The 12,817-nt window shown below is 75.1% G+C and carries 11 protein-coding genes; 7 read left to right on the forward strand and 4 right to left on the reverse strand.

Annotation, left to right across the window (positions count from 1 at the left end):
* Positions 1 to 2: 2 nt before the first annotated feature.
* The 4 genes from DXZ73_RS09665 to panD all read left to right on the forward strand — a co-directional run bounded on the left by DXZ73_RS09665 (position 3) and on the right by panD (position 4,102).
* Positions 3 to 218 carry a ferredoxin gene (locus DXZ73_RS09665; RefSeq protein WP_116210598.1) on the forward strand — a complete coding sequence of 72 codons (216 nt, stop codon included), beginning with the start codon at positions 3 to 5 and terminating at the stop codon, positions 216 to 218.
* Positions 219 to 395: 177 nt separating this feature from the next.
* A complete protein-coding gene (locus DXZ73_RS09670) occupies positions 396 to 1,985 on the forward strand; it encodes a carboxylesterase/lipase family protein (protein ID WP_240351284.1) in 1,590 nt (529 codons plus the stop codon).
* 45 nt (positions 1,986 to 2,030) lie between these two features.
* The gene (locus DXZ73_RS09675; RefSeq protein ID WP_116210599.1) at positions 2,031 to 3,578 is read left to right on the forward strand and encodes an ATP-dependent DNA ligase; all 1,548 of its coding nucleotides are present in this window, start codon (positions 2,031 to 2,033) and stop codon (positions 3,576 to 3,578) included.
* Positions 3,579 to 3,679: 101 nt separating this feature from the next.
* Positions 3,680 to 4,102 (forward strand): aspartate 1-decarboxylase, encoded by a 423-nt coding sequence (panD, locus tag DXZ73_RS09680; RefSeq protein ID WP_116210600.1) that lies wholly within the window; start codon positions 3,680 to 3,682, stop codon positions 4,100 to 4,102.
* A 39-nt stretch (positions 4,103 to 4,141) separates the two neighbouring features.
* On the opposite strand, the gene DXZ73_RS09685 is transcribed toward panD, so the two are convergent.
* Positions 4,142 to 6,145, reverse strand: coding sequence for a glycoside hydrolase (locus DXZ73_RS09685; protein ID WP_116210601.1), 2,004 nt, complete (start codon positions 6,143 to 6,145; stop codon positions 4,142 to 4,144).
* A gap of 273 nt (positions 6,146 to 6,418) precedes the next feature.
* Between DXZ73_RS09685 and DXZ73_RS09690 the strand changes: the two genes are divergently transcribed.
* Positions 6,419 to 7,264: a hypothetical protein gene (locus tag DXZ73_RS09690; protein WP_116210602.1), complete on the forward strand. Its 846-nt coding sequence runs from the start codon at positions 6,419 to 6,421 to the stop codon at positions 7,262 to 7,264.
* A 22-nt stretch (positions 7,265 to 7,286) separates the two neighbouring features.
* Here DXZ73_RS09690 and DXZ73_RS09695 read toward each other — a convergent pair whose 3' ends face one another.
* Both DXZ73_RS09695 and DXZ73_RS09700 read right to left on the reverse strand, forming a co-directional pair.
* Entirely contained in the window at positions 7,287 to 8,333 is a 1,047-nt protein-coding gene (locus tag DXZ73_RS09695) for an NAD-dependent epimerase/dehydratase family protein (protein ID WP_205519144.1), read from the reverse strand.
* A 216-nt stretch (positions 8,334 to 8,549) separates the two neighbouring features.
* On the reverse strand, positions 8,550 to 8,963 hold the full coding sequence (locus DXZ73_RS09700; RefSeq protein WP_116210603.1) for an ankyrin repeat domain-containing protein: 414 nt from the start codon (positions 8,961 to 8,963) through the stop codon (positions 8,550 to 8,552).
* A 415-nt stretch (positions 8,964 to 9,378) separates the two neighbouring features.
* On the opposite strand from DXZ73_RS09700, the gene DXZ73_RS09705 reads away from it, so the two are divergent.
* Together DXZ73_RS09705 and DXZ73_RS09710 are read left to right on the forward strand one after the other, a co-directional pair.
* On the forward strand, positions 9,379 to 9,573 hold the full coding sequence (locus tag DXZ73_RS09705; protein ID WP_116215519.1) for a hypothetical protein: 195 nt from the start codon (positions 9,379 to 9,381) through the stop codon (positions 9,571 to 9,573).
* Between the two features lie 26 nt (positions 9,574 to 9,599).
* Positions 9,600 to 11,285 (forward strand): hypothetical protein, encoded by a 1,686-nt coding sequence (locus tag DXZ73_RS09710; protein WP_116210604.1) that lies wholly within the window; start codon positions 9,600 to 9,602, stop codon positions 11,283 to 11,285.
* Here the strand turns inward: DXZ73_RS09710 and DXZ73_RS09715 are convergent.
* Complete coding sequence (locus DXZ73_RS09715) at positions 11,273 to 12,787, reverse strand: PLP-dependent aminotransferase family protein (RefSeq protein WP_116210605.1); 1,515 nt, start codon at positions 12,785 to 12,787, stop codon at positions 11,273 to 11,275. The genes DXZ73_RS09710 and DXZ73_RS09715 overlap by 13 nt on opposite strands.
* Between the last annotated feature and the right edge of the window lie 30 nt (positions 12,788 to 12,817).

Here is a 12,817-nt window from a genome sequence, read left to right on the forward strand (position 1 = left end):
CGATGGTGTGGCGGGTCTCGGTGGACCGGGAGCTGTGCCTGGGGTCGGGCATCTGTGCGGCGCTGGCACCGGAGTTGTTCGAGCTGACCGAGGAGCGGTCACGGGTGCGCGGCGATGAGGCCGCGCCCGACGAGACGCTCCTGGACGCGGCGGACTCCTGCCCCGCGCAGGCGATTTCGGTGACGGACGGGACGCGGATCCTGGGCCCGCGCCCTTAGGGGGAGCGGGCGGCCGGGGGCCTTCGGCGGCGGGGGCGGGGCAGGGGGACAAGCAGAACAGGTGTACATGGGGACTGCTGGGTACATTCCGGGCGCCCGGGCCAACCCCCTGCGCCCGGCCCCAGCGAAAGGCCACCCTTCATGCGGGAAGCCCCCCTCCACCGACTCCGAAGCACCGTGCTCGGCACCGTACTTCTGGCCCTGCTCGCCGCCCTCGTCATGACCGCGCCCACAGAGGCCAAGGCGCCGGACAGACCCGTCGTCACCACCGACCACGGCCGGGTGCGCGGCATGGCGCACGGCGCGTACAACACCTTCGACGGCATCCCGTTCGCCGCTCCCCCCACCGGCGCGCTGCGTTGGCAGCTGCCCGCCGACGCGGCGAAGTGGAAGGGCGTGCGGGACGCGGGCGCGCCGCGCTCGCGCTGTGCGCAGGTCTCGCCGGACGAGCCCGGCAAGGTGCTCGGCTCGGAGGACTGCCTCTATCTGAACGTCACCGCGCCGACGGCCCGCGCGACGGGCCGGGGCCGGCCCGTGATGGTCTGGGTGCACGGCGGCGGCTTCACGTCGGGCGGCGGCAGCGACTACCCCGCGCAGCGGCCCGCGGTACGGGGCGACGCCGTCGTGGTCACGGTCAACTACCGGCTGAGCGTGTTCGGTTTCTTCGGCCACCCGGGGCTGGGCGGCGCGCCCGACTTCGGCCTCGCCGACCAGCAGGCGGCCCTGCGCTGGGTGCACGCCAACGCGGCCCGCTTCGGCGGCGACCCGCGCGACGTGACCCTGTTCGGGGAGTCGGCGGGCGCGCTGAGCACCTGCGCGCACCTGGTCTCCCCCAAGTCGGCGGGCCTCTTCCACAAGGCCGTGATCCAGAGCGGCTCGTGCATGACCGAGATGCCCGCCGGCGCCACCGACCCCGGCGGCCCCGCGTACAGCCCGTGGGCACCGCAGAGCCGGGTGCGGGACGCGGGCGCCGCGGCCGCCCGCGCCCTGGGCTGCGCGCTTCCGGGCACCGAGGCACTGCCCTGTCTGCGCAAGCTGCCGGTGACGAAACTGGTGACACCGGAGCTGACGCAGAAGTTCTCGCTCGTCTCCTACGGCAACGCGCTGCTGCCCGAGCGGCCCGAACGGGCGCTGGAGGGCGGCCGCTTCCATCGGGTGCCGGTGCTCCAGGGCAGCAACCACGACGAGATGCGGCTCTTCGTCGGCCTGGCGCTGGCCGACCACCCCATCGCGGACGCCGCCGCCTACCAGGCCCGGATGAAGGGCTCCTTCGGCGGCGCCGCCGGTGCCGTCGAGGAGCTCTATCCCGTGGCGAAGTTCCCGACGCCCGCGATCGCCTGGTCCACCGCGCTCACCGACCGCTCGTGGACGTGCACGACCCTGCGGGCCGACCGGGCGCTGGCCGCGCACGTGCCGACGTACGGCTATGAGTTCAGCGACCCGAACCCGCCGGTGATCCCGGGGTTCCCGCGGGTGAAGGACTTCCCGTACGGCGCCGCGCACGCCTTCGAGCTGCCCTATCTCTTCGACATCCCGGTCGAACCGGCCTTCACGGCCGGACAGCGGGAGCTGTCGGAGCGGATGACCGGCTACTGGAGCCGGTTCGCGCACACGTCCCGCCCGGACCTGCCGGGCGCACCGCGGTGGCCGGCCTTCCGGAACGACGCGCCGCTGGCGCTGAGCCTCGCTCCGGGTACCGACGGCATCCGGCTGGTGGACCTGGGCGCCGAGCACCACTGCGCGTTCTGGGACGCGCACCGGGTCTGAAAGGCCCGCACTGCGCGGCGCGCGGCGCCGTTGCACGATGAGGGCATGCTCCTGGCCGAGATCGCCCGTGTGTCCGCGGCCGTGGCCGCGACGGGCTCGCGGTCGGAGAAGACCGGCCTGCTGGCCGGTCTCTTCCGGGCGGCCGGGCCCGACGAGGTCCCGGTCGCCATCACCTATCTGGCGGGGCGGCTGCCGCAGGGCAGGGTGGGGATCGGCTGGAGCGTGCTGCGCGACGTCCCGCCGCCCGCGGCCGCGCCCTCCCTGACCGTGGGGGACGTGGACCGGGCGGTCGACGCGTTCGCCGCCGTGGCGGGCAAGGGCGCGCAGGCCGAGCGCAGGCGGCTGGTCGACGCGCTGATGGGGGCCGCCACGGCGGAGGAGCAGCGGTTCCTGCGCGGGCTGCTCGGCGGTGAGCTGCGTCAGGGCGCGCTGGACGCGCTCGCCGTCGAGGGCCTCGCGGCGGCCGCGGGCGCGCCGCCCGAGAATGTGCGGCGGGCGGTGATGCTCGGGGGTTCACCGGCGGCGGTGGCGCGGGAGCTGCTGGCCCGCGGCCCGGCGGCGCTGGCGGACTTCCGGCTGGAGGTGGGGCGCCCGGTGCTGCCGATGCTGGCGCAGACCGCCAAGGACGTCGACGAGGCGCTGGACCGGCTCGGGCCGTGCGCGGTGGAGGAGAAGCTGGACGGCATCCGGGTGCAGGTGCACCGGGAAGGCGACCGCGTACGGATCTGGACCCGCGCCCTGGAGGAGATCACCGAGCGGCTGCCGGAGCCGGCCCGGGTGGCGCGGGGACTGCCGGTCGAGCGGGCCGTGCTCGACGGCGAGGTGATCGCCCTGGACGCGTCGGGACGGCCGCGGCCCTTCCAGGAGACCGCGGGCCGGGTGGGTTCCCGGCTGGACGTGGCGGGGGCGGCGGTCGCCGTCCCGCTGTCGCTCGTGCTCTTCGACATGCTGGCGGTGGACGGCCGTGACCTGCTGGCCCTGCCGGCTTCCGAGCGCCACGCGGAGCTGGCGCAGGTGGTGCCGGAGCCCTCGCGCGTACGGCGGCTGGTGGTCGCGGACCCGGCGGACGACGGCGCGCGGGCGGCGGCCCGCGAGTTCGCGGAGGCGGTCCTGCGGCGCGGCCACGAGGGCGTGGTGGTCAAGGCGCTCGACGCCCCGTACAGCGCGGGCCGGCGCGGTGCCTCCTGGCTGAAGGTGAAGCCCGTCCACACGCTGGACCTGGTGGTGCTGGCGGCCGAGTGGGGCCACGGCCGGCGCACCGGCAGGCTCTCCAACCTGCACCTGGGGGCGCGCCGGGCGGACGGCTCGTTCGCGATGCTCGGCAAGACCTTCAAGGGGCTGACGGACGCACTGCTGTCCTGGCAGACGGAGCGCCTGCGCGAGCTGGCGGTGAGCGACGACGGCTTCGTCGTGCGGGTCCGGCCGGAGCTGGTGGTGGAGATCGCGTACGACGGCGTCCAGCGGTCCTCCCGCTACCCGGCGGGGGTGACGCTGCGGTTCGCCCGGGTCGTGCGGTACCGCGAGGACAAGCGGGCGTCGGAGGCGGACACGGTGGAAACGGTGCGGTCGGCACCTGCGGGCCCGCAGGCGTAGCCCCCGCACCTGGCACGGGGCGCCCGCCGCGCTGCCGCTACCCTGGCTTGCGACGGCGCGTACCCCACGGGGGCGCGACCCTATTCGCCAGGAGAATCCGCGTGCTGCGCACCATGTTCAAGTCCAAGATCCACCGGGCCACGGTCACCCACGCCGACCTGCACTACGTGGGGTCGGTGACCATCGACGCCGATCTGATGGACGCCGCCGACCTGCTGCCCGGCGAGCTCGTGCACATCGTCGACATCGACAACGGCGCCCGCCTGGAGACCTATGTCATCGAGGGCGAGCGCGGCTCGGGCGTGATCGGGGTGAACGGCGCCGCCGCGCACCTCGTGCACCCCGGTGACCTCGTCATCCTCATCAGCTACGCCCAGGTCGAGGACGCGGAGGCCCGCGCCCTCGTCCCCCGCGTCGTGCACGTCGACGCGGACAACCGCATCGCGACCCTGGGCACGGACCCCTCGGCCCCGACCCCGGGCACCCTGCGCAGCCCGCACGCGGTCGGCCCGTCCGGCAGCTGAGGGATTCGGGTCCGGGGCGAAAGGCCCCGGACCCCCGTCTCAGCGGTTGACGTTCACCTCCCCGGGGCACAGCCGCCGCGGCGCCTTGTCGCCCTTCACCTTCGCGTCGACGCACCCGCCCGGCAGCCCCTCGTACGCCGACGTGCCGAAGTTCGCCGTCACCGTGAGCGTGCCGTCCCCGAAGACCGTCCGCTGCACGTTCCGGTCGGCGGTCAGCGTCCGGAAGTCCGTCATCGGCTGCGTGCCCGCCGCCTCGTGGAGCGGCGCGAAGTACTTCTGCAGCGCGGCGAGTTCACCGCCGCGCTGCTTGAGCGAGGCCCCGTCGAGGACGAAGTTGAGCGGGGTGTTGTAGAGCATCGCCAGCAGTGCCCGCGCCGTCTTCTGCTGCGGCAGCTTGTCGTAGGAGAGCTCCCAGCGCTCGGTGTTGACAAGGGAGTCGTGCAGCGCGGTCTCGAAGAGGGGGACGCGGTACGTGGGGTCGTACATCGCCTTGGCCACGGGGGCGGGCAGCTCGGCGGGCTTGAAGAAGATGCCGGGGGCTCCGGCGGGCGCGTAACCGCCCCACTTCGCCTTGTCCTTCTGCGCGTCCCAGAGCCCGTCGGCGACCGGCGTGCCCGAGCCGTGGTCGAAGGCGAGCACCTGGTTGGACCAGGAGCCGGCGGACTCGGAGCCGAGGACGAGCTCGGCGTCGGTGAGGCGCTTCATCCGGGCGAGGCGGTTGGCACGGTCGCGGGCCTTGTCCATGGGGTGGGCGGCGGCGTGGTCGTCGAAGAGCTCCCCGGCCGCGTCGACGTCGAGGAAGTAGCTGTCGGCGCCGTTGGCGGTCATCTCGCGGGTGCGGTCGGCGAGGTAGTGGCGGCTCGGCTCGGCCTTCTCGAACGCCTCGGAGCTGAGGTAGCAGCCCCGGTCGTGGAAGCCGGGCACGGGCTTGCCGTCGGCGTCCTGGACGCAGAAGTCGGGGTAGACCTTGTCGGGCCAGGCGGAGGTGGGCGCGTCGGAGGTCCTGGGGTCCTGGCCGTTGGCGAAGGAGTCGTACGGGCCGACGAGGTAGCCCGCCTGCTTGGCGGCGGTGACGGCGGCGGCGTCCATGGGCTTGTCGTCGGCGTCGTAGCCGAGCCACATCCGGTCCACGCCGAGGCCGCGCAACTCGCGCACGCCGTCGGCGGTGCGGGCGTCGCCCCACAGGTAGGCGTGGAAGGCGCCGAGGAGCTTCTTGGTGGCCGGGTTGGCGTCGATCTTGCGGCGCAGACTGCCGAGTTGCCCGTGCTGCTGGAGCCAGGCGCGGTAGTCGACGGCGGGGGCGACGGGCGAGCCGTCGGTGAGGGCGAAGGTGACGGTGTAGTCCGTGGTGCCCTCGGCGCGGGAGAAGCGGTGGGTGGCGGTGGCGCGCAGCCGTCCGTGGTCGGAGGTCGTGCGCAGCGAGGTGCCGATGTCGGTGGGCACGAGGTAGCTGACGCCCCGGGCGCCGAGGGTGTAGCCCCACAGCGGCATGGAGAGCCCGGAGTCCATGGCGATGTCGCTGTCGGTGAGCCGGGCGTCGGAGGAGTTCCAGAAGGGGTCGGCGACGGGGATGGACAGCCCTTCGCCCCGCGGGAGTTGCAGGGCGGACGCCTTGGCGTCGGTGCCGGTGACGGGCCAGGCGAGGGTGCGGTCTCCGCTGCCGGAGCAGGTGGCGGTGACGACGAGCCGGCCCTGGTCGGAGCGGGCGGTGACGGTCAGCCCGGTGCCGGGGTACGTCCAGCGGGCGCCGTCGCCACTGACGGTCACGGGGCCGGGCGTGCCGGGCGCCTCGGCCGCGGCGGCGGACAGCTCCACGGCCGCGCCCTGGTCCGTGCGGGCGGTCACGCGGAGCGAGGTGGTGTCGAGGATGGCGGTGCCGCCCCGGACGGCGAGGTCCACGAGGTGGCCGTGCGCCCGGACGCCGGACGCGGCGGACGGCCACTGGGCGGCCTGGGCGTCGGTGGCGAGGGTGACACACGGGAGGGTGACCGCCAGAGCCACTGCGGCGGCTCGGACGGTGCGGCAGGAAGTGAAGGTGCGCATGAAGAGTTGATAGTGACCGGATCTAAGAGGTTTCTGACAACCGCCGTCGGCGGCGGTGCGGGAGTGGCCGTCATGGCGCGGAAGTTGGCCGACACCTGCCCGTCGCACCCCGCTGATCGGCGCTGTTCGCCGGTCGGCGACTTCCGGCCGGCGGATTTTCCGAAGCCTCGGGCCTCGTCATATCGTTCACGGCGGAACGCGGCGATCGCGCCCGCGGCGGGCGGCCGCGCGACCGGTGCCGCCGCGCGGGAAGACCTGAGCGAAGGAACGGAATTGGACCTGGACCCCGACCACTCCTCGGCGCGCGGCGACCAGGAGGCCCTGCGGCGCCTGCTGCTGAGCGCGGTGGAGAAGGCGGGGCTGCCCGGCCCGCCGCCCGAGCTGTCCCTGCCGCTCCACCCCGCCGCGGTCGAGGCCGCCCGACTGGCGGGCCGCGAGCACCCGCTCGCCCCGGAGCGCGCGGCGGAGCTGGCCCGGCAGTTGGGCGAGGCGTCCGCCGCGCTCCCGCCGGAGGCCGCCACCGGCCCGGTGGAGTGGCCGGTGGAACAGGCGGACCCGGACGGACTGCCCCATCTGCGGCGCGCGGTGGCCCGCTCGGCCGAACTCCCGCCGACCGCCGCACTCGGCCGCTGGCGGCCCGCCGACCGGGCCGTCTTCGCGTCGGCGGTCCGGCTGCTGGACGCGGTGTGGCCGCGCATGCTCGGTGAACTGCGGGCGACGGTCGCCCAGGTGGCCCTGCTCGACGGCGCGGCGGTCGACGGCCACATCGACGCCGCGGTGCGGGGCGCCGTCCTGATCGGCCGTCGTGTCCTCTCCCCGACGCCGGCCGGGCTGCCCGCCTCGGTCAGGCTGGCCGAGACGCTGGTGTACGAGGGCACGCGCAGCCGCTGTGCCGCCGCGGTGGCGGCGCGTGAGCCGTTCCCGGCGGCCGAGGAGGACGGCGCGTGCCACCGGGCGGTGGGGCTGGCCCGCTGCGTGCTGCTGTACGAGCGGCTGCTGGGGGCCGGACCGGCGGCCGAACCGGCGATGGAGGAGCGGTACGGACGGCTGCGCGCCGAGCTGGGCACGGCGGCGGGCGGCGGCCGGCTGCTGGCCCGGATCGACCGCTTGACGGCGTAGCCGTCCGCCGGGGGTTCCCGGGTCAGGCACCCTCCGCGGCCATCGCCGCCAGCCCTTCGTGCAGCGCCGTGCGCGGGCGGAAGCCGAACGCCCGGGAAGCGACGGTGACGTCCGCGGCCGTGTGCCGCGCGTCCCCGAGCCCCGCGGGGCTCGGGAGGACCTCCACCGGGCCCGCCAGGCTCTCCACGGCGGCGATCGCCTGCTTCATGGACACCGGGGAGCCGCTGCCGAGGTCGGCCACCCCCGTGAAGCCGGAGCAGGCCGCGTCCCGCATGGCGGTGACGGCGTCCCGTACGTACAGGAAGTCGCGGGTCTGCTCGCCGTCGCCGTACAGCGGGAACGGCCGGCCGCCCGCGGCGGCGGCGAACAGGCGGGCGAAGGCCATGTCGGGCCGCTGGCGGGGTCCGTAGACGGAGAACAGCCGCAGGGACAGCGTGGGCACCCCGTAGGCCGTGCGGTAGAGCTCGCAGAGGTGCTCGGCGGCCAGTTTGGTGACGCCGTAGGGGGAGACCGGGCGGGGGCAGGCGGTCTCCGCGGTGGAGGACGTCCGCGCGTCGCCGTAGACGGACGAGCTGGAGGCGTGGACGAAGGCGCCGGACGCGCGGTCGCGCACGGCTTCGAGCAGCGCCTGGGTGGCGAGGATGTTGCGGCGGGCGCAGAGCTCGAAATCGGGCCCCCAGGAGGACCGCGCCCCGGGCTCCCCCGCGAGGTGGTAGACGGCGTGGGCGCCGTCGAGCAGCGGGCCGAGGCCGGTGTCCAGCAGGTCCGCGTGGTGGAAGGAGAAGGCCGGGCGGCGGGTCAGGTCCCGCAGGTTGCGTCTCTTGAGCGCCACGTCGTAGCTGTCGGTCAGCGCGTCGATCGCGACGACAGTGTCACCGGCCGCCAGCAGGTGCGCGCACAAATGGGAGCCTATGAAACCGGCCGCGCCGGTCACGACGGCCCGCATCACGGCCTCCCGGCGGCGGGCGCCGACGGTGCGCTTCCCGAGCGGTGACAGGCGATGCGCATGGCTGATGACCTCCGGGGCGAGGCGGTGGCGGACCGCGGGCACGGGCGGTCCGGCCCTCATTCGCTCAGGGCCGCGCCGGGAAGGGAAGACCCCGCGCGAACGGGAGGTGCCGTTCGAGCCACTCGGCCGTGTCCGGCCGGTCTTCCGCGCTGTCCTGCGGCCGTCCCGTTCCGCACCACCGCTGCGCGGCGGTGCCCTCGATCGCCGGACAGGCTCGATGTGGCCGATGCGAGTGCGCGAATTCAGCCGGTCCGGCGATCGAGGGCGCCGCCCGGGTCACGCGCTGCGGAAGAGCTCCACCAGGTCCTGGCGGCCGAAGACCGCCGCCGCCTCGACCGCGGAGGGCGATCCGGCGGACGGGTCGGCGCCGTGGGCGAGCAGCGTGCGGACGATCTCGTCCTCGCCCTTGAACACGGCTCCGGCGAGCGGGGTCTGGCCGCGGTCGTTGGGCCGGTTCGGGTCGGCCTCGCGCCGGAGCAGGGCGGTGACGGCGTCGAGGTGGCCGTGGTAGGCGGCCAGCATGATGAGCGAGTCGCCCCGGTCGTTGGTGAGGTTGACCGGCACGCCCGCGTCCACATAGGCGGCGAGGGTGTCGGTGTCACCGTGTCGCGCCAGGTCGAAGACCTTGGACGCGAGCTGGAGCACCTCGGGGTCGTGCGCGGGCTCGGTCTCGGGGGTCTGCTCGGTCATGTCTGCGGTCCTCCGGGTTGGGCTGCTGGCGGCCTGGTGAGGTCGGTGCTGCCCACCCTATGTACGGCCGGGCCGCGGAACCATGGGCTCCGGCCGTCGCGCGTCGCGGCGGCCCCTGAATCGCCATCAGGACGCCGCCGGGGTCCGAACCCGGTCCGGACCGGGTTCGGACGCGTCCGAACGGGTGAATCCCGGGAAACCCCGTCCGGACCGGCCCACAAGTCGGCGCTGATCGCCACCGGCCGGGTTCCGAGCCGTGTTCAAGCGGTTCGCCCCACCCACCGGGCCGTGCGCCCCTTGCTCCGGACGGGGCCACCGAAGATCGAATTGCGATTCATCCGCTTTTGCCTTGTTAGCACTTTCTGTGAGTCTTGAGGAACTCGTGGTGACCGTCCCCATCAACCAGGAGAACGCCATGATCCTGTCCATCTCCGGCGTCGTGCTGTTCGGCGTCGTCGTCTTCCTGTTCTTCCGCAAGGACGGCCTCAAGCCCTCCCACGGCATCGTCTGCGCCCTGTTCGGCTTCTACCTCGCCGGCACGGCCATCGCCCCGAGCATCAAGGCGGGCAGCGCGAGCCTCGCCGGGCTGCTGGGCGGCCTCAGATTCTGACCGGCCCCCCGTACGGGGATGACGACATGGCCCGGCGACCGCTCTCCGGCAGCCTGACCGGCGGCATCGGCCTCGCCCGCGGGCGGGAGTTCGCGCGGTCGGCCGCCTACCACGCCGCCGACGTCCTCCACCCGCTGATCAGCGTCGCACGGGGACTGGGCGTGCTGGCCCGGGGCGGGCTGCGCCGCTTGGCGGGGATGCCCGCGGACCGGCGCGCGCCCGCGCTGCTGCTGGCGTGCTCGTGCACCGTCATCGTGGCGCTCGTGCCGTACGGGCCGGCGGTCACCGTGATCGCCGTGATGGTGGCGGCGGGCTGGGCGGGGCGCGAGCGCGCGGCCGGGGACGCGGATCCCGACAGCGAGGAGAACGAGCGGCTCCAGCTGCTGTACGAGTCCTTGGTGCCCTACCTCTCGATGCCGGAGGACCCCGACCCGCTCTACGCCCACGGCGGCGACCCGGAGGAGGCGTTCCTCACCCACGCCTTCGAGGACGGGCGGCTGGTCTCCCTCCAGCTGCGCTACCCCGCCTACTTCGCCGACGGCGAGGCCACGGCCCGGGCCAGGGTCGAGCAGCTGCTGCAGATCAAGGCCGGACGCGGCCGCGAGTACCGGTTCGACTGGGACGAGGAGGCCAACCGGCTCACCCTGACCGTCCTGCCCGCGCTGCCGACCGACATCCTCGCCCAGCGGTTCGTCACCACGCCCGGGGAGACCGTGCTCGGCTTCACCGACGCGTCCTCCGTGCAGCGGACGCTGCCGGTGCTCGACGACGAGGGGATCCGCGACGAGCCGCCCGTCGTCTGGCGCACGGGCCGCCGCTCCACCGAGCCCCACCTGCTGGCCCTCGGCAGGCCCTCCGGCGGGACGACCACCCTCTTGCGCTCGATCGTGCTCCAGGCCCTCGACCACGGCGACGTGCTGCTGATCGACGGCGGCGGCGCCGGGGGTTACACCTGCTTCCCCGGCCGGGAGGGGGTGCTGGCCCTGGAGTGCTCCCCCGCGGGCGCGCTCGCCTCGCTGGAGTGGGCCTCCCACGAGACCGAGCGGCGGCTGACGGCCGCCAACCACGCCCGGCAGCAGGGGCGGCCGCTCCCCGAGGACATCCGCCGCCCCCTGTGGATCGTCGTCGACCGGCCCACGGCGCTGAGCCACCTCGCGGCGGGCGAGGGGCGGCCCGACCCCCAGGAGCTGCTGGAGGTGCCGCTGCGGCACGGCCGGGCCGCCAATGTCACGGTCGCCGTGGCCGACCACCTGGAGAACGCCCACCTGCTCGGCGAGGCGGTGCGCGCCCACACCGGCGCCCGGGTGATCCTCGGCCCCGCCACCCCCGAGCAGGTGCGGGCCGCGCTCGGCGCCCCGCCGCACACCACCCCCACGCCGGACGTGCCGCCCGGCCGTGGTTACGCGCGGCTGGGCTCGGGGCCCGTCCACCGGGTGCAGGTGCCGGCCACCCCGGATCCGCTCGACGACGAGGCGGCCGAGGCCGAGCGGCAGGCGGTGCTCAAGCTGCTGCCCCGGGCGGCCGGCCCGCTGTACGGCGCGGGGGTGGAGGCGGCACCGGAGCCGGACGTGGCGGTGCCGGACGACGCGGGAACGACACCGGCGCGGGACCCGTACGGCACTGGGCGGCACGCGCCCGAAGAGGCCGCGCCCGTCGAGGGCTTCGGGCACCACCTCGGCGGCGGGGAGCCGCTGCCGGTTCAGGCCACGTAGGTACGCGGGGCCTCGACGGCCGCCGTCGCGCCGCTCGCCACCAGGCGGGCGGCCTCCGCCAGCCGGCTCGCGGCCTCCTCGGCGACCGCGCCGGTGACCGTGAACGGCACCCGTACGAACCCCTCGAAGGCCCCGTCGATGCCGAACCGCGGCCCCGACGGCACCCGCACGCCCAGCCGCTCCCCCGCCTCCGCGATCCGCGAGCCGGACAGCCCGCCGGTGCGCACCCACAGCGTGAGCCCGCCGCGCGGGACGGTGAACTCCCAGTCCGGCAGGTGCCGTCCGAGCGCGGCGACGACGGAGTCGCGGTTCTCCCGCGTGGTGGCCCGCCGTATGGCGACGGCGGCGTCCCAGCCGTCGGTGTTCAACAGCCACGCGACGGCGAGCTGTTCCAGCACGGGCGTGCCGAGGTCGGCGTAGGCGCGGGCGGCGACGAGGCTGCGGATCACGTCCGGGGCGGCCCTGACCCAGCCGATCCGCAGGCCCGCCCAGAACGACTTGCTGGCCGAGCCGACGGTGATCACGGCGCTGCCCGCCGGATCGAAGGCGCAGACGGGCCGGGGCAGTTCGAGGTCCGGCTCCAGGGCGAGGTCGGACATGGTCTCGTCCGCGATGAGCACGGTGCCCGCGGCGCGGGCCGCCTCGACGAGCTCCCGGCGCTGCTCGTCTGGGGCCAGGGCGCCGGTGGGGTTGTGGAAGTCGGCGATGACGTAGGCCATGCGGGGCGCGGCGTCGCGCAGCACCTGGCGCCAGGCGGGGAGGTCCCAGCCCGCGAGCCCGTCGGCCATGGCCACGGGCACCAGCCGGGCCCCGGCCTCGCGCATCAGCTGCAGGACGTTGGCGTAGGAGGGCGATTCGACGGCGACCCGCTCGCCGCGCCCGGCCATGAGCCGGCAGATCGCGGCGACGGCGCCCATGGCACCGGTGGTGACCATGATCTGCTCGGGCATGGTGGGAATGCCCCGCGCGGTGTAGCGGTCGGCGATGGCCTGCCGCAGCGCGGGCAGGCCCGCGGGGTAGTCGCCGTGGGTGTGCGCGTAGGGCGGCAGTTCCTCGAGCGCGCCCTGGAAGGCGCGGGTCAGCCAGGGCTCGGGGGCGGGCAGGGCCGCGCAGCCGAGGTCGATGACGGAGCCCGCGGCCTCCGGCGGCAGCGGGTCGAGGCCGCGGGTGGGCAGCGGGTTCCCGGCGGGCACGGACGTCCAGCTCCCGGCGCCGCGCCGGGACTCCAGGAACCCCTCGCCGCGCAGCGCCTCGTAGGCGGCGGCGACGGTGGTGCGGCTGACGGAGAGGGCCGCCGCGAGCTCGCGCTCGGCGGGCAGCCGTGCGGCCACCGGGACCCGCCCCTCCAGGACGAGCAGCCGGATGCCGTCCGCGAGGGAGCGGTAGGCGGGTGCGCGGCGGCCGCCGATCAGGGTCACGACGCCCTGCCCGTCGCGCTCGTGCTGCGAGCCGAGGAGGTGCGCGAGCTTCTGCGCCCCCACCGAAGAGGTCCACTGACTCATACCGACCGGTCCACCTTTCCGGGATTGGCC

The sequence above is a fragment of the Streptoverticillium olivoreticuli subsp. olivoreticuli genome, from assembly GCF_003391135.1.
GTDB lineage: Bacteria > Actinomycetota > Actinomycetes > Streptomycetales > Streptomycetaceae > Streptomyces > Streptomyces blastmyceticus.